The 23,415-nt window shown below is 54.1% G+C and carries 22 protein-coding genes and 1 pseudogene; 7 read left to right on the forward strand and 16 right to left on the reverse strand.

What is annotated here, in order from left to right; all coding sequences use genetic code 11:
• Window positions 1–23: 23 nt before the first annotated feature.
• The gene (locus tag AAC086_RS16070) at window positions 24–1,259 is read right to left on the reverse strand and encodes an ABC transporter substrate-binding protein (RefSeq protein ID WP_339780150.1); all 1,236 of its coding nucleotides are present in this window, start codon (window positions 1,257–1,259) and stop codon (window positions 24–26) included.
• A gap of 219 nt (window positions 1,260–1,478) precedes the next feature.
• Between AAC086_RS16070 and AAC086_RS16075 the strand changes: the two genes are divergently transcribed.
• A complete protein-coding gene (locus tag AAC086_RS16075; RefSeq protein ID WP_339780151.1) occupies window positions 1,479–2,222 on the forward strand; it encodes a TerC family protein in 744 nt (247 codons plus the stop codon).
• Between the two features lie 57 nt (window positions 2,223–2,279).
• Here AAC086_RS16075 and AAC086_RS16080 read toward each other — a convergent pair whose 3' ends face one another.
• From AAC086_RS16080 to AAC086_RS16090, 3 genes are all read right to left on the reverse strand, one after another.
• Entirely contained in the window at window positions 2,280–3,692 is a 1,413-nt protein-coding gene (locus AAC086_RS16080; protein WP_339780153.1) for a 4Fe-4S binding protein, read from the reverse strand.
• Window positions 3,693–3,744: 52 nt separating this feature from the next.
• On the reverse strand, window positions 3,745–4,113 hold the full coding sequence (locus AAC086_RS16085) for a cupredoxin domain-containing protein (protein WP_339780155.1): 369 nt from the start codon (window positions 4,111–4,113) through the stop codon (window positions 3,745–3,747).
• Between the two features lie 72 nt (window positions 4,114–4,185).
• Window positions 4,186–4,743, reverse strand: coding sequence for an iron transporter (locus tag AAC086_RS16090; protein WP_339780156.1), 558 nt, complete (start codon window positions 4,741–4,743; stop codon window positions 4,186–4,188).
• A 446-nt stretch (window positions 4,744–5,189) separates the two neighbouring features.
• Between AAC086_RS16090 and AAC086_RS16095 the strand changes: the two genes are divergently transcribed.
• Window positions 5,190–5,681 carry a YbaK/EbsC family protein gene (locus AAC086_RS16095; RefSeq protein ID WP_339780158.1) on the forward strand — a complete coding sequence of 164 codons (492 nt, stop codon included), beginning with the start codon at window positions 5,190–5,192 and terminating at the stop codon, window positions 5,679–5,681.
• A 29-nt stretch (window positions 5,682–5,710) separates the two neighbouring features.
• Here AAC086_RS16095 and AAC086_RS16100 read toward each other — a convergent pair whose 3' ends face one another.
• Together AAC086_RS16100 and fliI are read right to left on the reverse strand one after the other, a co-directional pair.
• On the reverse strand, window positions 5,711–6,139 hold the full coding sequence (locus AAC086_RS16100) for a flagellar FliJ family protein (RefSeq protein WP_339780160.1): 429 nt from the start codon (window positions 6,137–6,139) through the stop codon (window positions 5,711–5,713).
• 131 nt (window positions 6,140–6,270) lie between these two features.
• Window positions 6,271–7,731, reverse strand: a complete 1,461-nt coding sequence (gene fliI, locus AAC086_RS16105) for a flagellar protein export ATPase FliI (protein WP_339780161.1) — start codon at window positions 7,729–7,731, stop codon at window positions 6,271–6,273.
• Window positions 7,732–8,101: 370 nt separating this feature from the next.
• On the opposite strand from fliI, the gene AAC086_RS16110 reads away from it, so the two are divergent.
• Window positions 8,102–8,803: a response regulator transcription factor gene (locus tag AAC086_RS16110; RefSeq protein WP_085589642.1), complete on the forward strand. Its 702-nt coding sequence runs from the start codon at window positions 8,102–8,104 to the stop codon at window positions 8,801–8,803.
• Between the two features lie 620 nt (window positions 8,804–9,423).
• Here the strand turns inward: AAC086_RS16110 and AAC086_RS16115 are convergent.
• The 6 genes and pseudogenes from AAC086_RS16115 to AAC086_RS16140 form a co-directional block, all read right to left on the reverse strand.
• A pseudogene (locus tag AAC086_RS16115) lies at window positions 9,424–10,224 on the reverse strand (protein-glutamate O-methyltransferase CheR); the annotation flags it as partial.
• A gap of 9 nt (window positions 10,225–10,233) precedes the next feature.
• Complete coding sequence (locus AAC086_RS16120; protein ID WP_339780165.1) at window positions 10,234–12,012, reverse strand: chemotaxis protein CheB; 1,779 nt, start codon at window positions 12,010–12,012, stop codon at window positions 10,234–10,236.
• Between the two features lie 64 nt (window positions 12,013–12,076).
• Window positions 12,077–12,442, reverse strand: coding sequence for a response regulator (locus tag AAC086_RS16125; RefSeq protein WP_339780167.1), 366 nt, complete (start codon window positions 12,440–12,442; stop codon window positions 12,077–12,079).
• 89 nt (window positions 12,443–12,531) lie between these two features.
• Complete coding sequence (locus AAC086_RS16130) at window positions 12,532–13,038, reverse strand: chemotaxis protein CheW (RefSeq protein ID WP_339780168.1); 507 nt, start codon at window positions 13,036–13,038, stop codon at window positions 12,532–12,534.
• Between the two features lie 17 nt (window positions 13,039–13,055).
• Window positions 13,056–15,719 (reverse strand): hybrid sensor histidine kinase/response regulator, encoded by a 2,664-nt coding sequence (locus AAC086_RS16135; RefSeq protein WP_339780170.1) that lies wholly within the window; start codon window positions 15,717–15,719, stop codon window positions 13,056–13,058.
• Between the two features lie 157 nt (window positions 15,720–15,876).
• Entirely contained in the window at window positions 15,877–16,488 is a 612-nt protein-coding gene (locus AAC086_RS16140; protein ID WP_339780172.1) for a histidine phosphotransferase family protein, read from the reverse strand.
• 348 nt (window positions 16,489–16,836) lie between these two features.
• Between AAC086_RS16140 and AAC086_RS16145 the strand changes: the two genes are divergently transcribed.
• The 3 genes from AAC086_RS16145 to moaA all read left to right on the forward strand — a co-directional run bounded on the left by AAC086_RS16145 (window position 16,837) and on the right by moaA (window position 19,169).
• Window positions 16,837–17,022, forward strand: coding sequence for a DUF3553 domain-containing protein (locus AAC086_RS16145; protein ID WP_339780174.1), 186 nt, complete (start codon window positions 16,837–16,839; stop codon window positions 17,020–17,022).
• A 162-nt stretch (window positions 17,023–17,184) separates the two neighbouring features.
• Window positions 17,185–18,036, forward strand: a complete 852-nt coding sequence (locus AAC086_RS16150; RefSeq protein ID WP_339780176.1) for a hypothetical protein — start codon at window positions 17,185–17,187, stop codon at window positions 18,034–18,036.
• 134 nt (window positions 18,037–18,170) lie between these two features.
• Window positions 18,171–19,169, forward strand: a complete 999-nt coding sequence (gene moaA, locus AAC086_RS16155) for a GTP 3',8-cyclase MoaA (RefSeq protein ID WP_339780177.1) — start codon at window positions 18,171–18,173, stop codon at window positions 19,167–19,169.
• A gap of 46 nt (window positions 19,170–19,215) precedes the next feature.
• Here the strand turns inward: moaA and AAC086_RS16160 are convergent, their stop codons facing one another.
• Window positions 19,216–20,043, reverse strand: coding sequence for a phytanoyl-CoA dioxygenase family protein (locus AAC086_RS16160; RefSeq protein ID WP_339780179.1), 828 nt, complete (start codon window positions 20,041–20,043; stop codon window positions 19,216–19,218).
• A gap of 87 nt (window positions 20,044–20,130) precedes the next feature.
• On the opposite strand from AAC086_RS16160, the gene AAC086_RS16165 reads away from it, so the two are divergent.
• Window positions 20,131–21,060, forward strand: a complete 930-nt coding sequence (locus tag AAC086_RS16165) for a LysR family transcriptional regulator (RefSeq protein WP_339780181.1) — start codon at window positions 20,131–20,133, stop codon at window positions 21,058–21,060.
• 43 nt (window positions 21,061–21,103) lie between these two features.
• On the opposite strand, the gene AAC086_RS16170 is transcribed toward AAC086_RS16165, so the two are convergent.
• The 3 genes from AAC086_RS16170 to AAC086_RS16180 form a co-directional block, all read right to left on the reverse strand.
• Window positions 21,104–22,198, reverse strand: coding sequence for a helix-turn-helix domain-containing protein (locus AAC086_RS16170; protein WP_339780182.1), 1,095 nt, complete (start codon window positions 22,196–22,198; stop codon window positions 21,104–21,106).
• A gap of 308 nt (window positions 22,199–22,506) precedes the next feature.
• The gene (locus AAC086_RS16175; protein ID WP_339780184.1) at window positions 22,507–22,977 is read right to left on the reverse strand and encodes a GIY-YIG nuclease family protein; all 471 of its coding nucleotides are present in this window, start codon (window positions 22,975–22,977) and stop codon (window positions 22,507–22,509) included.
• A gap of 17 nt (window positions 22,978–22,994) precedes the next feature.
• The gene (locus AAC086_RS16180; protein ID WP_339780186.1) at window positions 22,995–23,333 is read right to left on the reverse strand and encodes a glyoxalase superfamily protein; all 339 of its coding nucleotides are present in this window, start codon (window positions 23,331–23,333) and stop codon (window positions 22,995–22,997) included.
• Window positions 23,334–23,415 lie beyond the last annotated feature (82 nt).

A 23,415-nucleotide genomic window follows, 5' to 3' on the forward strand; every position in this document is an offset into this window, starting at 1 on the left:
CCCGAAAACGAAAGCTGGCAAAATCATTTGGCAACGCCATAACGTTTTTGCCATTCACGTTCGACCAGCTCCATCCAGCTTGGGTGCGGTTCGGGCAACACATTGCCCATTTCGGCAGGCGACAGGGTGGCAACACCCAAATCCAGCATGTCAAATTTTTCGCGATCTGCGGGTGGAATTTTATCCATATCAAGCACGGTAAAACTGCCCCAGATTTCCGGGTCCTGCTTGCGCAACTGGGCTTCAGGCGACATCAAAAAATCAGCCAGCACCACCGCCCCGGCCTTGGCCGATGCATTAAACGGAATGGCGACAAAGTTGGTATTGCCCAAGGTGCCCCCATCAAACACAAAGCTGCGCACACTATCGGGCAGTTCGAAATTGGCAATCGCCGAGGAAACCTCGGCCGCACTAAAAGAAAAGCCGATATCAATTTCATTATCGGCCATCATGGCACGCAAGGCCGCCCCATTGGCCGGATATGCCTTGCCATCGCGCCACAAAAGCGGCTGCATTTTTGCCAGATAAGCCCAAAGTGGCGCTAACACCTTTTGCGTATCGGCCTCATCAGCCGGTTTTTGCAAAACCGCCGGGTCATCAACCAGTTCGGTTAAAACCTGTTTTAAAAAGGATGACCCCATATAGTCGGGCGGTTGCGGATAGGTGAACCGACCGGGATGGTTCTGCAACCATGCCAGCAATTCCTGCGCACTGTGTGGCGGGGTTTTCACCCGTGATGTATCATCAAAAAAGCTAAGCTGCGCCATGCCCCACGGGGCTTCAAGCCCATCGGTCGGCACGGTAAAATCGTTCACCGTGGTTGGCTTGCCCGCCACATCAACATATTTGAAGTTCGGGGTTTGCTCCGCCCACGGCCCAAACAGCAAATCATTGCGCTTCATCGCGGCAAAATTTTCACCGTTAATCCAGATCATATCCACCGCCCCGCCATCGGTAATACCTGCGGCCTTTTCCGAAACCACCTTTGAAACCGCATCGGCGGTATCGGCAAGTTTCACCTGTTTGACGGTAACGCCGTATTTTTCCTGCACCTGGTTACCAGCCCAGGCAATATAATCATTAATGCGCGGCTCCCCGCCCCAGGCATACCAGTAAACGGTTTGGCCCTTGGCCTGTTTTAAAACCGCATCCCAGTTTTGCATATCCGGGGCCGGGTCTGCACTGGCACGGGGGGAAAATCCAGTCAGGCTTGCGCCAAGCGTTGCCGCCACCATTAAACCGGCGATTAATTTGGGCATATGTGTTCCTTCCCCCTGAACTTTTAAAATCGGCGTGCATGTCGATGGTTGCTTTGTGGGCACACCGGAACAATCAATTTTTGCCGCCGTTACCAATCTGCACTAAATTGTTGTCGGGCCTATGGCCTGTGAAATCAATTCACGCTTGCGTTAAGACCGCGCCAAACACATCTTGGTGCGACGATGCCGCAAGGCCACACCCCTGAAATGGAAACACCAATGTTTGACTGGATCACCGACCCCCATATGTGGGTAGGTCTTGCAACACTGACCGCCCTTGAGATTGTTCTGGGCATCGACAATATCGTTTTTCTGTCGGTGATTGTCTCTAAACTGCCGCAAAAGCAGCAAAAAGCGGCCCGTCGCGCGGGCCTGCTGGCGGCCATGCTGATGCGCTTGTTGCTGCTGGCCTGCATCGCATGGGTCATGGAACTAACCGCCCCCCTGTTTGAAATATTTGACCGCGCCATTAGCGGACGCGACATGATCCTGATTGTTGGTGGCCTGTTTTTGATTGCCAAGGCATCGATGGAAATTCACCACACCATTGATGAACCGGGCGAACATGAAGCAAAACCCGTTGCCGGTTTTATTGGCACCATTGTTCAGATCATGCTGCTTGATATTATCTTTTCGCTTGATTCCGTGATCACCGCTGTGGGCCTGGTGGACCATCTTACCGTCATGATGCTGGCCGTGATCATATCGGTGGGGGTGATGTTAATGGCCGCGCGCATGATTGGCGATTTTGTCGACAAACACCCGTCGATCAAAATGCTGGCCCTGTCGTTTCTGATATTGGTCGGGTTTGTTTTGCTGCTGGACGGTGTACAAATACATGTTCCCAAGGGTTATATTTATTTTGCCATGGCTTTCAGCCTGTCGGTGGAAACCCTTAATCTGCTTAACCGTCAGCGCAAAAAGAAAAACCAGCTTAAATACCAAACCGGCACCGACCAATAAACCGGTTGCCGCCGCTGCCATTTTGATCGGGCACGCGGCGGCATCCTTCATGTCTGCCTACCAGATCCAGAACATCAACACCCACGCATAAACAGGTGCGACCAGCGCCAGCGCAAACAGCAACGACGCGGCAACCTTTTGCACAGCCCCCCCATCCTTGCGAACTAAAATTGAGGTTCCCAGCCACCACGACCAGGTTGTTGCCGCGATCAGCAGGGCCAGGCGCGCCATTGGCACCCATGCCAAAGCAAAACCGTCCGCCCGCAGCAACGTTACCGTCTGTGCCGATAGCCCCAAAATAACCCCACTGGCCGCCAACGGAATCAGTGCATGGGATAAATGGAAAAAGGGCTGCCCGCCACGCGAACGCGTCACCCGACAGGCCAGCTTCAAGGGGATCGAAATCAAAACCGACAGGACAAGCGCGGTTGCGGCAATATAACCTAGCAACACGGCACCATCGAGCACGGTCAGCACGTCATTCAGGGCGGCATAATTGGTTAAAATCCACCAGGGCAAAGTCGCTTGCAACGGCCAGATAATATTGTGGTTCACCAGTGCCATCGCCAACATCTGCTTGATCTCGACAAACCACGGGCTGCTGCTCCATTCAAAGGCGCCGATGGCAACGCCCATCAGGCCGGTAATGATCAACAAGCTGTCCCAAATTGTTGCCGTGCGGCCCGACAAACGCACAATTTCATCATTGGGAGAACGGGATTGAAGGGCAACGGCATCGTGAAAACCGCTGCAGCGGCCACACATATGGCAGGGCGACGGGCTTTCCATGTTTTTCACCGCCACCAAGGGCGCACAGTTAAACCGGTGCTCGTGGCTGTGGGTTGCGGCATTCAGGTCCCATTTCGCACGATCAACACCGTAATGCATCGGGGCCAGCTTGGCCAACACCCCAAAAACACCGTTCACCGGGCACAAATACCGGCACCATACCCGCTTGTTACGCCCGTAAAGATAACCAACAATCATCGCCCCGAGCGTTGATCCGCCCAAAATAAGCAAAACCGGTGCCGGATATTGATAAACGCTGATCATTTGCCCATAGACAGTGGTCAGAACAAACGCCACAAACGGCCAGCCCGGCCAGCGGACCCAACGCGGAATGGCACGGCCCCGCCCGTGGCGACTGGCAAACTCCGTCAGCGCCCCTTCCGGGCACAAAAGCCCGCACCACAGCCGCCCGAACAGCAACATCGACACCAGCACACCGGGCCACCAAATGCCCCAGAACACGAACTGTGCAAACACGGTCACATTGTTCCAGATATGCGACGCCAGACCGGGCAAAGGCATAAGAACCGGCACAATCAGCAATATCGCATAAATGCCGACCACCGCCCATTGCAGGCGACGAACCAGCACCTGGTGGTTGCGCAACCACATTCCAAACGCCAAAAGCCGCCCGGACGGGACGGCACCAGAACCATTTACAATTTTTGTGAATATCGTCATGTCATCAAGGCCGCTTCACAAATACCGGGCACCGTCGAGGTCGCCCGGCTTCCTATTTCGCAACAATAACGCCATTGGCCGTTTTCTGATCCATATGGAATTCGTCATAAAATTCGTATGTCCCGGCAGAAAGATGACGGATCACGACGAAGGATGTCACACCCGGTGCCAAAACCTTTTCGCGGTGCAAACGCAAACTTTCAAATTCCGCCGGGCTGCTGCCCGAATTGGTCACCATAATTTTAAACGTGGTGCCCGCTGCAACCTCGATCCGGTTGGGCGTAATCACACCGTCTTTGATATCCATATGGATGACTTGCATCTCGTCGGCCTGTGCCGCACCGGGCAAACATGCCAGGCCCGCACCGACCAGGATAACGGCCCAAATCGCGAAAACAGCCTGTTTCCATTTTTGCATCATGCCTATTTCCTTGATTAACAAGCAGATTGAAAAAGCTGGCACGTCAAACACGCGCCAGCTTCACAGGCCGTTTTAATAACCGCCCTTTTTGCCAATACCGGCAAAAACAAAGTCATAGTTCTTTTTGAAAGGTTTAAACCACGGCGCAACGCCGGTTTCCTTATCAATGTGACGCCCGAATTTCGATGCGGCAGCAGGCGGTGCAACATCCAGGGTCAAACGGTATTTTCCCGGCCCCATCAATTTAACATTGTCGCCGTAATGCGGGCCGTCATTGGCAACCATCGGCATCAGCATCCCGGATTCAGTTTTGCCATCATCAAGTTTGGTCAGGGTATAACCAATGTCCAGATACGGTGCCCATTCGCCTTCTGCCAAGCCGTTTTTATTATCAGCCAAGGCATGAATATCCGCCTCAAGATGAATATCAGATGTCTCGGCAGGCCGCATGATCCCCTTGGGTTCCATGGTGATTGGCTGCAAATAGACCGCTGCCACTTCAAGGCCGCCCCCCTGCTGGGGTTCACCAATGGGATATTCAAGCGCCTGTGCAGGCAATGACATCAACAATGCAGACACACCAAGACCGGCAGCACCAATCCTGGCAATCCAGGGGGCTTTAAATTTCATAAGGCACACTCCTTCATGCGATGAAGCCAAATGCCAACAGGCAATCAACAACAAACCGCAGGTGATAACGACGTGTTCACAGGTTTTAAAATGGGGGCAGAAAGGAAGGGCTTAACAAACAAGGCCCCCAAATGACATGAGAAGGATTATCATTATCAAACTTACGGCGCCAGAATAATCGGCAAAAATTGTCCTCACCGGGTGAAATCATCCCCAAAACAGCACGTCATACAATCAGCAGGGAAATCAGAATACTTGCAAAGTGCGGATTAATTTACATCTCTGGAATGGCTTCAGGTTCACGTCGCCCAATCGGTCACAGAGTCGCAAAGGCAAAAGTTATCGCCCAAAACAAATTTCATGGTGAAATGTTTTGGCAAGAAATTGGTAAAAAGCTATTCTTTTTAATCATTATTCATCACAGCCCGCAAAGCAGCCGCCAGGTTATGAAAAAAATAGCGCCCCCCGCCAGACTTGCCGCCGCCTTTGAACAAGCCGGTTTGGCTGATATTGATGTGCTGGAATTTCCCGATGGCACCCGTTCAGCCGCCGATGCAGCAAGGGCCGTTGGCTGCGACATCAGTGACATTGGCAAATCATTGATATTTCAGGGTAAAAATACACAAACCCCGGTCCTGATCATTATGAACGGGGCGGATCGGGTTTGCGAAAACAAGGTTGAAGCCGTGATTGGCGAAGCCATTGGCAAGGCCGATGCGACACAGGTCAAAGACCATACCGGATATGCAATTGGGGGCGTACCGCCCTTTGGTCATGCCAATGCCATACGAACACTGATTGACGAAAAGCTGCTGGCAAAACCCGCCATCTGGCTGGCGGCAGGCACGCCGCGCAGTGTATTTTGCCTGACCCCGGCACAATTATGTCATATCACCGGCATTACAAAGGGCCATATACTGGACCAGAACGCGCCATAAACGCCACCAAGACGCAGGACTGCCCCCCCCTACATCAGGCTATCTTTGCGCGTGGCGGCACGTGACCCAATTTCATCGAGGTTTTCCTGTTCCTTGCGGTCCTCTTCGGCGCGCACGGTGGCAACACGGTTCCGCTCTGAAATTTCGGCAGTTTTCATATCCTTAAACGCCTGGGCCACCACATCGCGGAAACTGTCAATTTTGGCTTCCTGTGCTGCAATCTGCTCGACAAGGGCGGCGCGTTCAGCAATCACGGCATTGGCAAAATTGCCATAGGCAAAACCTGCCGTATGCGGGTTCTCCGCCGCTACCTTTTGTTCGGCTATTAATGCCCGACCCAGTTCTTCGCGCTGTTCAATCAACTGTTCCAGCACACGCAACATGTCACCCAATTCGCGCTGTTTTTCATCCAGCGTCCATTTGCGAATACGCACAAGGGTCTTAAAATCCTTGGCCATCTGGCAGCCTTTCTTATGTCTCTTGCTTTATCATCGCCAATCAGCCCGCGTTACAGCCCCACGCAGGCACAGGAACAGGCACAAGCCCGCCTATGCCCGAATATACCACCAGCAAGCTTCAGGCTTTATAGCTATCCCCCACCAAGGGCGCGTTTGGCCGCGTTCAAATCGGTCGGCGTTTGGCGCGACTGGCTGTTTACCGTCCCGCCTGGTCGGGCTGCATGGCCTGCATTACCGGCCACCTGGGCGTTCCCCCCCTCAACCGGGGTCATATCCAGCCTGCGGGCCAAATCGGCATAACCTTCGGCCAGGCGGGTACATTCATTTTTGCGCTGGCTTAAAAATTCCTCGATCAGGGGGAAATAATGAATGGCTTCGTCCACCTTGGTATCCGTCCCGCGGCGATAGGCCCCCAGCCGGATCAATTCCGCCATGTCGTTATAGGTTGCCAGCAATTGCCGGGCACGGCGCACGATCTGGTTTTCATACTCGTTATTACATCCCGGCATGGTCCGCGATACGCTGCGCAATATATTAATCGCCGGGTAGCGGCCCTGTTCGGCAATTGCACGGTCCAGCACCACGTGACCATCCAAAATACCGCGCACGGCATCGGAAATGGGTTCGTTATGGTCATCCCCATCCACCAGCACGGTAAACAGCCCGGTAATCGACCCCTGCCCCGGCCCGCCCGGCCCGGCCCGTTCCAGCAAACGCGGCAGTTCGGCAAACACGGTTGGCGTATACCCCTTTGACGCCGGGGGTTCCCCGGTCGACAGGCTGATTTCACGTTGGGCCATGGCAAACCGGGTCACGGAATCCATCATGCACAACACATCACGCCCGCGGTCGCGGAAAAATTCGGAAACCGCCATTGTCATATAAGCGGCCTGACGGCGCATCAAAGGAGGTTCGTCCGATGTGGCCACCACCACAACAGACCGGCGCAAACCTTCCTCGCCCAAATCATCCTCGATAAATTCGCGCGCTTCACGGCCACGTTCACCAATCAACCCGACCACCGATACATCGGATGTGGTATGGCGCGTCATCATCGATAACATACTGGATTTACCAACGCCGGAACCGGCGAAAATACCCATGCGCTGCCCCCGGCAGCAGGTCAGGAAAGTGTTCATCGCGCGCACGCCCAAATCCAGCTTGCCCGAAACGCGCTGGCGGGTATGGGCCGACGGCGGGGTCCGGCGGATGGCATAGGGAACATTGCCCTGCGGCAATGGCCCCTTGCCATCGACCGGATCGCCAAATGCATTGATCACGCGGCCCAACCAGCCATCATCGGGGTAAATTTGCGGCTGGGTATCGGACAATTCAACCTGACATCCAATACCAATGCCATCAAGCGCGCCAAAGGGCATTAAAAGGGCGCGTTCACTGCGAAAGCCGACAACCTCGCAAATTACGGCTTCGCCATCACGACGAACAACCTTGCACCGGTCACCAATCGACATTGCCCCTTCAACACCCCCAATTTCAACCAGCAACCCCAAAACAGCCGTCACACGGCCAACCACCCAGTATTCGGGGATGTGGCGAAGGTCGGCGATAATGTTTTTGCCAATCTGAAACATGGGGCCCTGCTTTGCTGGGGAAGAATGGTTTGCGACGCGGGGGCGGAAACCGGCGTTCTATGCCCCAAATATAGGCGATAAGACCAAATTTTCAAAGCCGCCCGTCGTTTTGGCCGTAATGACGCCAAAGTTCTGACCTAGGGAAAGGGCCTTAAACCCCTGTTAATTCTTTACTTGGTCATGACGGGAACAATATGGCGGTAAAAAAGTTAATAAATGGCGACTCGTCTGCTTGCCACGAGTCGCAAAGCAACGTATCGTTAACAAAACGGGAAAAATCCCATGATACGGCTGCTGTTGGGGCATAGCCGGGACAATCCGGATAAACACAAGATTTATTGCGGAATATGGTAACGGAGCGGAGCGGAAAATGCGGGTGCTGCTTGTAGAAGACGACGACGCCATGTCGGACAGCATAGAGCTTATGCTGAAATCCGAAGGCATGGTTGTGGATACCACCGATCTGGGCGAAGACGGCCTCGAGATTGGTAAACTATACGATTACGATATTATTTTGCTGGACCTGATGTTGCCCGACATTGACGGGTACGAGGTTTTGCGTCGCCTGCGCGATGCGCGGGTGGAAACACCGGTTCTCATTTTGTCGGGCCTGACTGAAACCGAAGACAAGGTAAAAGGTTTGGGGTTTGGCGCGGACGACTATCTGACCAAGCCATTTGACAAAACCGAGCTGTTAGCCCGCATCCAGGCGATTGTTCGCCGGTCCAAGGGGCATGCGCAATCGGTTATTGCGACGGGGAAATTGCATGTCAATCTTGATGCCCGCACCGTCGATGTGGCCGGGTCGCCCTTGCATTTGACCGGCAAGGAATATGGCATTTTAGAATTGCTGTCCTTGCGCAAGGGCACCACGCTGACCAAAGAGATGTTCTTGAACCATCTTTATGGCGGCATGGATGAACCGGAACTGAAAATTATTGACGTCTTTGTCTGTAAGTTGCGCAAGAAAATCCAGTCTGCGACCGAAGGCGATAATTACATTCACACTGTCTGGGGCCGTGGCTATGTGCTGCGTGACCCGGAAAGTAATGGTGCGCACGCAGCAGCCTGAATGGCAGTGCCGCTATCTGCACAGCAAAAAACACCTCGCCGTACATAACGTGGCGAGGTGTTTTTTGTCTCAAGACAACATCGCAAACAAACGCCCGGCTGAAAGTCCGGGCGTTTATCGCGGAATATAAAGCACGTTTAATCTTTTTTGTCGTCGGGCTTGCGCGGGTACGTCCGACCAAAAGTAGAGGATGCCGGACGGGTGGAGGAATATTTGCTTCCTGTGTCCGCGCCCGCAGGAGTTGCCGGGGTTACCGGGCGCTGATAACCGCTGCTTGACGTGCCGCTGCCACCTGCCGCCACACCACCGGTACCATAGCGTGACGTTCCAACACCGCCAGAACCCGCAGTCCCCGTTCCACTTGGTGCAGGACGGCTATAGGTACTGCTTCCTGTCGTCCCCGCGCCTGTGCTTCCGGCACCATAAGGGCGCGGTGTTGTGCTGGTCGTCGATGGGCGTGCCGTTGAGGGCGTCGTGGCTGCGGTGCTGCCAGCAGCGCCCGTCTGCATTGCTTTGGGCTTGGGAAAGGCAAAACCACCTGCTGCCCCGGGTGCCGCACCTGCGGCAGCCTGCACTTTTTCAAGGGCGGTCACATCAACATCCGGCGCGCCTGGACGGTTAAGCTGATAAATACCGCGCTGACGAACAAGGGGCTTGAACTTGTCAGAAATGCCCAGCACGGTTTCAGCACCACCCAAAAACAAAAAGCCGTCATCGGGCATTTGTGCCGCAATACGCGACAGCACATCGGTTTTGGTCGGCTGATCAAAATAGATCAGCACGTTGCGGCAATAAACAACGTCGAACTGCCCCAGCGGCTTTAAATCTTCCAGCAGGTTATATTCGCGGTACTGAACCTTGGCGCGCAAATCAGCCGAAATTTGCCACATGTCTTCAGCCTTCTGAAAATGCTTGACCAGAAGGGCAATTGGCAAACCACGTTGAACTTCAAATTGCGAATAAAGACCGGCCCGCGCCTTGTTCAGGATCTCGCGCGAAATGTCGGTGCCGATAATTTCAATCCGCCATCCCGCCAGCTGGCTGGCAAAATCCTGCAGGATCATGGCCAGCGAATAGGGTTCCTGCCCCGAAGACGCCGCCGCACACCAGATGCGCAAATGACGTTTGCTGGCCCGCGCCTTGATCATATGGGGCAACACAACATGGCGAAACTGATCGAACGGTTTGGTATCGCGAAAGAAAAAAGACTCGTTGGTGGTCATCGCTTCGACCACATCTTCAATCAATGTTCGGTCCATACCACGCAAGGCGCCGATCAATTCGCCGAGGTCTTTCAGACCACGCTTGCGCGCAATCGGCATGAGCCGGCTTTCGAGCAAATAGAACTTATCCTGCGTCAGGACCAGGCCCGAGCGGGATTTGATCAGTTTGCTAACGAAATCAAAGTCTTCCGGCTTCAGCATCTTGTGTTAACGACCTCCGGCAAATTTTTTCACGTAAGGGGCAATGCCCCCTATTGGCAGTATCGCCGTACAAACCCCGGCATGGGCGGCAGCTCCGGGCATTCCCCATACCACGCTGGTTGCTTCGTCCTGTGCCACCACCATGCCGCCAGCGCTGACAACATTGCGCCCCCCCAACATACCATCCTGGCCCATTCCGGTCAGGATGATTGTCAGCAAATTACCACCATAACTGTCAACAAGGCTGCGCAACATCGGATCAACGGACGGACGGCAAAAGTTTTCCGGCGCATTCTGGTTTAGGGCGATCCGGCGATTATTACCGCGCCCCTCAACGACCATATGGTAATCACCAGGGGCCAAATAAACCCTTCCTGGCTCAACGTTTTCGCCATTCACCCCTTCGCCGCACTTCAACCCGGTCAAACGGGTAATATGTTCGGCCAGAATGGTCGTGAACGTGGCGGGCATATGCTGGGTAATAAAAATGGGCTGACGCACCCCCACCAGGCCGCGCAAAACTTCAAACAATGCCTGTGGCCCGCCCGTGGAGCTGCCAATGGCAATCGCTTCAACGTTGATATGTTTTTCAGGCTGCAGGGTTACCGGGCCCTGATTGTTGCGCCCCCGTCGTGCCGGTGCCGGGGCATTGCCAACGACCGATCCCCGTTTGGCCTTGCTGTCGGCCGGACGTGCCGGTGCTGGCGTGCGGGCAGGAACATCACGTTTTTGCCCCGCAGCCCGCGCAGAGGCCGGGTCCGTATTTTTCGCCCCAGGCGCAGTGCCCTCGCCGGGTGCCGCGCGCGCGACTGACGGCTTGCCTGTCAAATGGGCCTTGGCAGTATGGCCCGAAGCAGGCGCCCCGCCAACGGGAACAATGCCCGCCTTTTTCGCAGCAACGGCAGCTTCTTCAATCAGGCGGCCCGGATCACGCGGCGGATAAGCACCGCCCGGCTGGGCATGGGCAGAACCGCGATCTGGCATCGGCGCAGCGTCATCCTGGTTCCGCATGGGCGCAGAGGGCATTGGCCGCATTTGCGGGCGCATCGGTTGCTGCATCGGTCGGGGGCGCAGTTCGGCCGTAAACCGTTTGCGCTGGATCCGCCCGGTTTTTTGCAACACCTGATGGTCGACCGACAATTCGGCGCGAAACGGCTTTTCACCGTCGATGTCGGCGCTCTCATGTTCCGGGGTATCCGCAGCCACATTTTCTGCGGCATCGGCAAAACCCGCATCCGCATTGACAGGCACTTCTGTGCCAGCATCCGCCAGCGAGTCCGAATATGGCATCGCACCAGGATCGGTCTCCTCGTCAAATTCACCCGCGTCAAATGCAGCTGACTGTTCGAGCATCTTGCGACGTTGTTCGGACCATGCCTTGACCTTGTCGATCAGTTCGCTACGAAACCCCGAACCAACATTAAGGTCCTTTGCCGAGGAAGGCTTGGGAATATAGTCCACCGCGCCCAGGGTCATGGCACGGAAACTGATATCAGCATTTCGCTTGGTCAGGGTCGATGCCATGATCACGCGCACCGTCGGATCAATCTCGAGGATTTTCGGCAAGGCGGTCAAACCGTCCATCACCGGCATCTCGATATCGAGAACGACGGTTTCAATGCCACCATCATGCATGACACCAAGGGCGTCTTCCCCGTTGGCAACAGCCCCGACGACTTCGATATCATGATCGTCCTGCAACATACGCGCGATAAGCCCGCGTACAATTGCCGAATCGTCAACGATCAGGACTTTGTATGGTGGATCGATGTGGTTTTGTTCCACAGATACGATGTTCCCGCTTGGTCAAAAGGCCGCAACGCCCCAAATGATGTCGCGGCCACAAGGATCAGATCAGGCCAACCTGTTCAAATTTGGCCTGGATGATCTCGCTATCAAAGGGTTTCATGATGTATTCATTTGCCCCGGCGGTAATGGCTTCCTGGATATGTTCCAGGTCATTTTCCGTGGTGCAGAACACAACAACGGGTTCATCCCCTCCTGGCGCTGCACGCAAATCCCGGAGGAAATCAATGCCGCTTTTAATCGGCATGTTCCAATCAAGCAGCACGGCATCAGGCATGTCGGAAAAACACTTTTCAAGTGCTTCCATGCCGTCTTCGGCTTCGACAACCTCGAATCCCAATTCCTCGAGAATACGGCGTGCCACCATTCTGATGACTTTTGAATCATCGACGACGAGACAACTCTTCATCGACTTCCTTCTCGCAATTTCACTTGTTAAGCCACGACCGGCAATATCCGGGCGCCGGGCGCGCCCGGTACATCTTTAACAGACAGGCATCAGCCCGCCTGCTTCACAGACCCGGCAAAATCAAGCAACCGGGTCACATCAAGAATAACCAGCAAGGTCTTTTCCAAACGGAAAATCCCGTCGGAAAATTCCCGCCAGCGCGGATCAAGTGTTGCCGGGTTCCGTTCAAATGCGTTTTGCGGCACGCTCAGAACTTCCCCGACCTGGTCAACCATCAGGCTATAAAGTTCGCCCCCCAGGTCAACAACAATGCTCATTCCCGGATCTTCGTCTTCTTTGTTGCGCAAGCCAAGACGCTTGCGCACATCGATCGCCGTAACGATACGCCCGCGAAGGTTCAAAGAACCGGCTACTTCTGGCGGCGCAAGCGGAATACGGGTAATCCGCTGCGGACCAAGCACATCCTGTACGGTCAAAACCGGAATGCCAAACATCTGTTTGCCGATTGTCGCCGTCACGAAATCCTTGGTTGATCCCCCCAGATCAAGGGCCGTCTGGCGATCAGAACTGGGGACAAGTGCGTTTTTGTCACTCATGATACTTTACCTTCGACTTAGACAGCTGCCAGCGTCTGGATCAGGGTCGACACAAGGGCTTCGCGGTCAAATTTAGCGACATAATCGCTAAACCCGGCACGACGTCCCCGCTCGAAATCTTCTTCGCTGGTATGAGAGGACAGGGCAATAATCGGAATTTCACCCCAGGCCTCATCTTTTTGCAGGCTTTCAGCAAATTCAAAGCCGTTCATGCCGGGCATTTCAATATCACTGATAATGGCGTCAAATAGCGCACCACTGTTTTTCAGTTCAATCGCCTGTTCAGCACTTTCAACCGACGTCACCTTAAAGCCCGAAACCGACAGCATTGGCGTCAGCAAATTGCGGAAGAACGGGCTGTCATCAACCAACAGCACCTTTTTCTTTTCGCCAGTTGCCTCTTCCTTGCCAAACCAGTCGCTAAAGGCCAGCTCAAGGTAATAGCCCGCATCGATCAGATCCGTTGCCTTGCCATCAACCACGGCAGACCCAACCAGACCATCGCGGTCAGCTGTCAGCTCAACATTCAGCACATCGTCAACAATATCAACGATCTCGTCAACAACAAGCCCCATGGTCCGTTCGCGATCCTGGAACACCAGGGTCGGCTGTCGACCTTCGGTTTTCATCTGATAGGCATTATCAATAAACACCAGCGGCATTAACTTGCCACGATACTGAACCAGCGGACGACCGTTGGAATATTCAATGCTTTCAACATCGATTTCTTCCAGTCGTGCCACCAGTGCCAGCGGCACGGCCCGTATTTCGTTACCGCCCGCGCGGAACACCAGCATCGAGGTGGTTTCGCGGTCAGAGCTTTCAGATTTGGCTTTGGATTCAACGCCCTGCTGACCACCAACCGTAATTTCACCGGTCCGGGTCGCAATGCCGTTCGGATCCAAAATCATAATGACGCTGCCGTCACCAAGAATGGTATTGCCCGAGAACAGCGACAGATCGCGCAAGATCGGGGCGACCGGCTTGACCACGATTTCCTCGGTGTCAAACACACGGTCAACAATAATACCAAAACTGTAGGTGCCAACCTGGGCCACGACGATGAAGGCTTCTTCATCGACATCACTTTCGTCGGCTTCATCCAGCCCCAGAATTTTCTTGAGCGTGACCAGCGGCAGCAAACGGTTGCGCAGGCGCAGAACCGGTGTGTCGTGGATACGCTCAATGCAATGTTCGGAATTGCTGGAGGCGCGGACCAGTTCCAGAACGCTGATTTGCGGAATGGCAAAGCGTTCGCCACCACTTTCAACAATCAAGGCCGAAACAATGGCCAGGGTCAGCGGAATTTTAATGATGAAGCTCGACCCGCGACCTTCAACCGATTTCAGTTCGACCGTACCGCCAATCTTTTCAATGTTGGTCCGAACCACGTCCATACCGACACCACGACCAGACACCGAGGTGACTTTTTCAGCCGTAGAAAAACCGGCTTTGAAGATGAACTGGTGGATCTGCTGATCCGACATGCTTTCCAGTTCGCCTTCGGACACCAGGCCGTTGCTGAGTGCCTTTTCCTTGATCCGTGGGACGTTCAGTCCGCGCCCGTCATCGGAAATCTCGATAATAATGTGACCGCCTTCATGATAGGCGTTCAAAGTGACCGTTCCGGTTTCAGGCTTGCCAACATCCCGGCGGCCCTGAATATCTTCAAGGCCATGATCGGCAGAGTTCCGAACCATGTGCGTCAGCGGGTCCTTGATCAATTCAAGAACCTGACGGTCCAGTTCAGTATCGGCACCAATCATTTGCAGATCGATTTTTTTACCCATTTCAAGGGCCAGATCGCGCACAATACGCGGCAATTTCGCCCATGCATTCCCAATCGGCTGCATACGGGTTTTCATCACACCTTCCTGAAGGTCGGTGGTGATGTGCGACAAACGCTGCAAGGGCACGGTAAATTCGCTGTCATCCTTGCCACGCACCATCTGCAACAGCTGGTTACGTGTCAACACCAGTTCGGAAACCAGTGTCATCAGGTTTTCAAGCAGTTCGACATTCACACGAATGGTCTGTGCCGCAACCGTGCTTTCCTTGGCTTCGTTGCGATGATGCGGGTCAGCCTTGGCACCGGCATCATGCGCCGCGTCAACAGCGGCCTGAACGGCCTGCGATTTCGGCGCCGAGGGCGGCTTGGCCGCAGCGGCAGGTGCCTTGGGGGCTTCGGGCTTCGGTTCAGGTTCGGGCTCTGCTGCAACTTCAGGCTCGAGAAAAATCTTCGCCCGGGGAGCCGGGGCGCTTTCGGCAGGCGTGGCCAGCGTATCGCCAGCGGCAGGCAGGTTGCCAGTATCAGCAAAATAGTTCAAACGGGCGATCAGGTCTGCGTCGTTTCCTTCCGGCTCCGTTTCGTTGGTTTCAAGTTCGCTCAACAGATATTTAATCGTGTCGATCGATTCAAGAACCAGCGTCACGGCATCGGGCGTAACAATCAGCTCGCCATCGCGAATTTTGCCCAGCACGTTTTCACCCGCATGAGCAACAGCTTCCAGACGCGGCAACCCCAAAAATCCGCAAGTGCCCTTGATGGTATGAACCAGACGGAAGATATTCGATAGAATATCCGGGTCGTTCGGGTTCTGCTCAAGTTTCACCAGCTCGACGTCAAGCGTCGAAAGACTTTCCGAAGTTTCGGTCAGAAATTCACTTAAAAGATCGTCCATATACCCCCTCCACAATGCCGGCAATCAGACCATCACCGGACCCGGGACGTCAACCGCATCAAATCTGCCCACTAAATTCTTTTTCTCGTCTTACACGAGAGCTACCATGTAGGTAGAGCCTAGCATACGGTTTTACTATACTGGGACTGCAATTTTTTTAAACATAGATCAAAGTAACTGAATTTTCTTTTGCCTCTACCGCCAGAGTCCGCCCCATTTTTTCAGCCAGGTTCCGGGCAAAAAAGCCCTGAATGTTACGCGGATCAAGCTCTTGCGGGTCAACCGGGCCTGAAAGAACCTTTTCAATTTCCGGCCGGATTGCGGCTCGTTTTCCCTGTGCGACGACTCGAATTTTCTTTTCGGAGTCGTGCTGAACCGATATTTCGCCGCCAAATGGCAGGGCCTCGCGGGCCATCATGATCATGTTCAGGACAACTCTGCCGGTTACCGCATCGATGCCACGGTAGTCCGTCCAGACCAGCGTTACCTTGCCATCGGCCTCATATGCCTGCGTAACCGTCTTGTGCAGTGTCGATGCATCAACACTGTTACCGGCCCGGCCATAAGCCATGCGAAACAGTTGCAGGCGGCGCTGGGCCTCCTGTCCGCTGCGGCGCATCAGGGCCAGGGCTTCATCATCTGTACCACCCGCTTCGTCCATCAGTTCGGCCCCGGCATTTACGGCGCCAACCGGACCAACCAGATCATGACAAATTCGCGAGCTGATAAGTTCTATCAGGATAAGCTCTAGCTGCCTGTCCTGTTGCATGCACTGTGCTCCAGATTCTGACGGTGCGGTTTCCCCAAAAAACCGCATCCCCACATAAAAACAAACGGATTTCGCCCCGCAAGACGGGAATCCAGGCCCTAATGTGCAAAACAGGTATTAAAACCTTATTTACATGATAGGCCAAAATCGCACCGGCAGGCAGGGCAATTTGGCAAGATGCCATTTTTCGCCCTTTGTCTGCCGTGCCTTGCGATGCTAGATTTGTCCAAACAGGTTAAATAAATAACACCCTGAGAGCAGATTTCGCCTGGCCCGATGCAAAAATGGTCAGATGCCTGCGAAATGTGCCCCTGAAAAACACCCTTAACGGTTGGGATCACAGTTTTTATGGATTTTCTTCTTACACCAGGCACCATTGTTCGCCACCCCTCTCAGCCTGACTGGGGGCTTGGCCGCATTCAGGCCGTTGATGGCGACCGGCTTGCGGTTAATTTCGAAGAAGCCGGACGCCAGATTATTCGGACGCGCCATGTGGTGCTGGAAATTGTCGAACCGGCCATCGGTTACGAATAAAACAGCCCCAAACCGGCGGATATCGACGATAGTTATTGCGCCGGAAAAATGACAGTCGATTTTTGACTGCAACATCGCGGGTTCCCGCGCTAGACTGTCGCCTCAACGGACCGTGCTTAACACCTGCGTTTTCATGACCCCGAACAATTGCGGACACCTTAAATGACAAACACTGAAACGCCGCTGGCAGCCGACAGCTTTAAAAAACGCCACCACGACGCCGCCTGGGCCGTTTTGGAACGTTTTGCCAACGGGCTGGCAGAAAAGGCCCGCAACCAGGGAAATGAAATCCGTGTGGAAGACATCAACAAGGCGCTGGCATCATTAAAGGCGCAACCCAAACTGTTTGACGATGCATGGTATGCTCTGGAATCCGAAGTCAACGCCGCCAATGCCCGGCGCACCCCGTCCATCCGCAACGACCCGTTTGGCCGCCTGATGGTCAGCCGCTTTGCCTATTTGCTTGAAGGCCGCGAAGCAGGCGATCTGGAACATGGCGCGCTGTCGCGTGAAATGCTGCATCCGTTTTTTCAGGTGATCCGCATGATGGTCGGGGCCGACACCATCGAACAGATCGATTCTGAAATTCGGGCCATTGTCGATACTCACGCCAGTGAAGAAGACGAAATGCGCGATGCCACCGATTTCTGGGATCATCTTTCGGCCAATCCGCTGGTATCTACCCAGATCACAATGGTTTTTGTGCGCATGGCCATGCATTTTGCCGATTACGAAAAGCGCAAAAACTGGTTCATCCAGCTGGTGAACGACAATATGCACCGCAACGGAACGCAATGGGAATTTACCGAAGATCATTTTGTCAAACTGGTCCAGGCCCTGTTTCGGGATGTCCGTTCCATTCTCGCCAACCCGGAACGCTCCGCCCTGCTAGCCGCCGAAATTGACCACAGCAAAGTCACCACATTACGTAGTGTTATGGCCCATATCGACCGCGACGTTGCCGCCCTGCATAATCGCGAGGCCGCCACATGGCAGGAGGATCATCAGGCCTGACCTCCGCCTTGCTCCGCAAAAAGTGAGGTGGCGGGCCTTGCCCGTGCCCCCATATATGAACTATCTGTTATAAACTATCGGTCACCCGGAGGATCGGGGGCAAACAGACCACATAACATGCAGGCAGCAAAACCGTGCACAAACCACTGATCGACAAATATGGCCGTCATGTCTCGTATTTACGGGTTTCCGTAACGGACCGTTGTGATTTTCGCTGCACCTATTGCATGGCGGAAAACATGACGTTTCTGCCCAAATCACAGATCCTGACGCTTGAAGAACTTGATCAGCTTTGCTCGGCCTTTATTGCACGCGGTGTGCGCAAATTGCGCCTGACCGGCGGCGAACCGCTGGTGCGGCGTGGCATCATGGATCTGATCCGCGGTTTGTCACGCCATTTGAAATCGGGCGCGCTTGATGAACTGACCCTGACCACCAATGGCAGCCAGCTTGCCACCTATGCCGATGATCTGGCCCGGGCCGGAGTCAAACGGTTAAACATCTCGCTTGATACGCTGGATCATCAGAAATTTGCCGAGATCACCCGGCGCGGACGGTTAGAACAGGTCCTGACCGGCCTGCAAGCCGCCAAGGAAGCCGGTATTGGCATCAAGATCAACGCGGTTGCCCTGCGCGGCCAGAATGAAGACGAATTTTCGCGCATGCTGGCCTGGTGCGGGCAGGAAGGGTTTGATCTTTGCCTGATCGAAACCATGCCGCTCGGCGATATTGATGGCGACCGGACCGACCATTACCTGCCATTAACCGTGGTGCGCGAACGGTTGGAAAAAGACTGGACGCTGGTGCCCAGCAACCATGTCACTCCCGGCCCGGCCCGCTATGTCAGCGTTGCCGAAACCGGCGGACGCCTTGGTTTCATTACCCCTCTCACCCATAATTTCTGCGAAGGCTGCAACCGGGTCCGCATCACCTGCACCGGCACCCTTTATATGTGCCTGGGCCAGGAAGACCATATCGACCTGCGCGAAATCCTGCGCGAAAATGACCCCGCCCTGCTTGATGCCGCCCTGGACCGCGCCATGCTGCTTAAACCCAAGGGCCACGATTTTATCATCGAGCGCAAAGGGGCCAAACCCGCGGTTGCGCGCCATATGAGCATGACGGGCGGTTAAACCGCCCCATAGGCCGCGATAAAGCCCCGTCAAATATCTCGGTACATCACCGCTGAAAAATCGTCGGAAACCAGTCCTCGCGCAATTTTTGCCCGGCTTGCATGCCATGCCCGGGAAAGGGCGGCGATGTCGGACCGGGGCGGTCAACATAACGGGCATCATCCCCCACCAGCCGCACCGAAAAAGCCCGACGGCGGTTACCCGTCAAATTGCCGCGCGCGCCGTGTAATATGCGAAAATCAAAGGCCACGGCATCGCCCGGCGCCATTTCCCATTCGCGAATGTCCATGCCGTCGGCATCCGGGTCGGGGATGGGCATATAATCGGCCTCGTCGGGATAAAAACTTTGTTCTGACAACCACCGTGTTGGCAATACCGCACGCGGCCATGTGTGAGACCCCGCAACACAGCGCAAGGATGCCTCGCGCACCGGGTCCAGCGGCGACCAGAAACTGATGGTTTGCTGCCCTTCAACAAAATAATACGGGCTATCTTGATGCCACGGCGTGGGCTTGGACGTGCCCGGTTCTTTGACCAGCACATGATCATGAAACAATTGCACCCCTTGCGAGCACATCAAATCCGCCGCAACTTCGCCCAACGGGGATCGGCAGATCACCTGTTCAAATTCGCCAATGCGCTGCCAGTTGCAATAATCATCGAAAAACCGCCCGCCTTCCCCTTCCTTCAAATTCTCGGCGGCATAGGGGCCGGGCTGGCTCATATTGGTTTCGATCCCGGCGGCCAGTTGGTCAACATAGTCGGCGAACAGCCCGCGGATCAAAACCACACCATCGCGTTGAAAGGTTTCAATATCGGACGGGGATACAAGAAAGTGCGGCGTGGCGGAATGCGGCGTGGCGGATTGGGGCATGGGGAAACTCCTGCTTGGCAATGTCACCAGCTTGCCGTGCCTGCTAAATAGTTTCCAATAATACATTCTAAAGTTATAATTAATCTGATGTTATATTTAACCCTGCGTCAGATCGAATATGTGGTGGCTGTTGCCCATGCCGGAAGCCTGGCACAGGCGGCGCAAAACCTGCATGTGTCGCAACCGGCATTGTCGGTGGCACTGACACTGGTGGAAAACAGGCTGGGACAAAAACTGTTTATCCGCCGCAAAGGCAGCCCGATCACCCTGACCGCGTTTGCCCAAAACTATATCGCCGAAGCCCAAACCCTGCTGGCACAGGCACAAAGGCTGGAAGACCCGGCGGCACTCTTGCGCAATGTGAATGGCACGCTGACATTAGGCTGTTTTGATGATCTGGCACCGGGCCACCTTGCCCCGATGTTAAAGGCCTTGCGAACCGGCCTGCCCGATGTCGTCCTGCGCTGGCGCATTTGCGATTTTGAAAGTCTGGCGCGCACCCTGCGCGAAGGGCAAATCGACCTTGCCCTGACCTATGACCTCGGGCTGGACGCCGCGTTCGATAAAACGGCGCTGAAAGCGGTTTCACCGCACGCCTTTATGGCCCCCCATTCAATATTGGCCGCACATGGCAGTGTCAGCCTTGCCGATCTGGCATCGCAACCGCTGATCCTGTTTGAGGAAGGCTTGTCGATCCGCCACATGCTGAACCTGTTTCGCCATGCAGGCCATAACCCCACCGTTGCCCACCGGGTGCGGTCGCTGGAGGTCATGCGCAGCCTTGCCGCCAATGGCGAAGGCATCGGCATTGCCTATACCCTGCCGCCCGGCGATTTTTCCTATGACGGCAATCCCGTTATTGCCCGCAAAATCAGGGATCATAGCGCAATTGAACCCATCATTTTGGCCCGTAGCAATCATCTTCCAAAATTGGCGGCAGCAAACAGTGCCCAACGCCTGATTTGTCGTATATTCGACGATCAAAATCAGAAAAATGGCCTCAAAGCCCCAAAATAGCAGCCCCAAACAGATGCAAACGCGTTCGCTACCTTGTCTTCGGTCAAATGATCTGCGGTACGTCTTTCGCGATATTCGTGGCCCGATAGGCGGACGGTGTTGTCCCCGTGATCTTTTTAAAAGCCAGATTGAACGTCGATTTTGAATTAAATCCGATGCTGATGGCTATATCAAGGATCTGCCGATCAGGCTCCTCGACCAGCAAGCGCAAGGCGTGATCAATTCGCACCGAGTTAACAAAATCAAAAAAGCTTTTCCCAAGATACCGATTTAGCACGAAGGAAAGCTGATTAGGTGTCACCCCGACAATTTGGGCCAGCTTGGGCATCGAAAGTAAGGGATCAAATATCACCTCGTCGCGCGTAACGATCTTATCTAGCCGTCGACAAATGCGCCTGACCTCATCTTCATCCACAAGATTGCGCGATGTTGCATTGCTTCCCGGTACACCGTCAGGCGGCACCCCCTCTTTGTCCAAGACATCATAAACGCCAGCCACACCTGCCTCGACAAAAAGCGCAGGGTTGGTTGCGATGACGTGACTGATACGAAAAAAGACCAAAACAAAACCGCAATGAGCAAGAATAATCAGCCATTCGCTTCTTAATACAAAGATATCAAACAGGTTAATCGCTGTATAAATCGCAAAGATAACACTTGTTTCAACAAGCAACTCGATAGTCCAGTTGCGCAATACCGCCCCATCAAGACCAAACTGCTGTTGCACCTGCCTGTGATAGACCAGACATGTTCGCCATATCGCAATCATATAGGCAATAAATTGCCCGCAATACACGGCAATCATCGCCAGCATCAACGCCGTTACCGAGACAGGGGCCTTCCAGTTCAGACCAAGCCCCTGATCTGTCAACAACAGGCGGTTTACATCTGTATTGCTATGAATAGCCCAGACAATGACGGATGTGCAGATGGCGACAAGCAAAACAATGGCGAAATGCCTGGCTGGTTGCGGCACAGGACGACCGGAAATTTCGCGAAAATACAAATAAGTTGCCGGAATGGAGGCAAAAACAAAGGGCGAGAATAAAGGGGCAAGATACAAACGTATCAATGGAGACAAGAAAACGTCGAGAACCTTATCAACAAAAATAATACAAACGATCGCTGTGAAAAACATCAACCAGCGATTGGCCCGAAAGGCACGTTTGCCTTCCTGAAGCAGCAATAATATCAAAAAAAGCGCCTGGCCGATCCCGACGACAGCAATAATCAGCAGGGCGACACCTTTCAGTTCAAGCATGTATCAGGCCTAACAGAAATTAAAACGCCACCCGAAACCGCAAAATGATCCGGGAAATAAACCTTCGGCACCGCACCACTATCGCGTTTCCATCCATCCGGATCAATTACGAACAGATACAGACCATACCCGACGATCATAAACAGGGAGTACCATAAAACAACATCGAACATTTTCCCTTCAACTCAGACGGAAGCGGTATTTTTGATGCTGTTCAATATGTTAACCGCCATTAAGGCTCCCCCTGGAACTGCCAGCAAATGTGCGGGGCATACCGCACAGTCAGAACTGCCGAAACCGGGAACAGGAACCGCAAGTAAAAACTTTTCACGTAACCAGCAGCACAAATCGCATTCATTGCCATCAGGTACAGCCAAAACCGACATAACCTTGCCGACCGGCATGATTGTCAGGGTATCTATGTGCCAGTGCGGTTTTTTATCGCTGGCGCAATGACGTTTGACCCGTGCGGCAAGGCCACCAGGCCCCCGCGCACTCCCACAATAAAAATATGTCCCATGTTTAATGACCTTCCCGGCAAACTGGCGCTGGACCAGGGCAACATCGGCTTTCACGACAATGTGCAAAATATAGGCTCCGGCTGCATTGGGCAGCAGCCGGAGGGTTTGGTCATTAAGGGTGGGCAAAAGCAGCATTCGTGATATTGACCACGCTATAACAACAAATCAACCGACAGGCCCGGTCCGCGCTGGCCCGATGCCAGAACCGGTTCGCAATCGCGATTGATCCGCGCAGCAATACGCTGGCGAAAGCCGCTGAAATGTTTGGACGCCACCACATCGACCGGGTGATCAAGATGCACCTCGATCCGGTAGACACCACCAACGGGTGTGCGGGTTACCCCCAGGATTTTACCCGACACGGCATGGCCAAGATAAGAACCGGCAAAGCGTTTACCGATTCCAAGATTTTCGATACTGATCTCGATGGAATTGCGCCGTGTCATGGCAAGGGCGGTGTTCCAGTTACGAAAACCGTAACTTTGCGCCATTAAAGCATGTTTCCTTTAATATGACCCATTTTGCCAGCGCAGTCTGCCGCCTGGCAAGGAGAAGTCCGCAGGGCGTAATGGG

The organism is uncultured Thalassospira sp., from assembly GCF_963976115.1.
In the GTDB taxonomy this organism is placed as follows: Bacteria; Pseudomonadota; Alphaproteobacteria; order Rhodospirillales; family Thalassospiraceae; genus Thalassospira.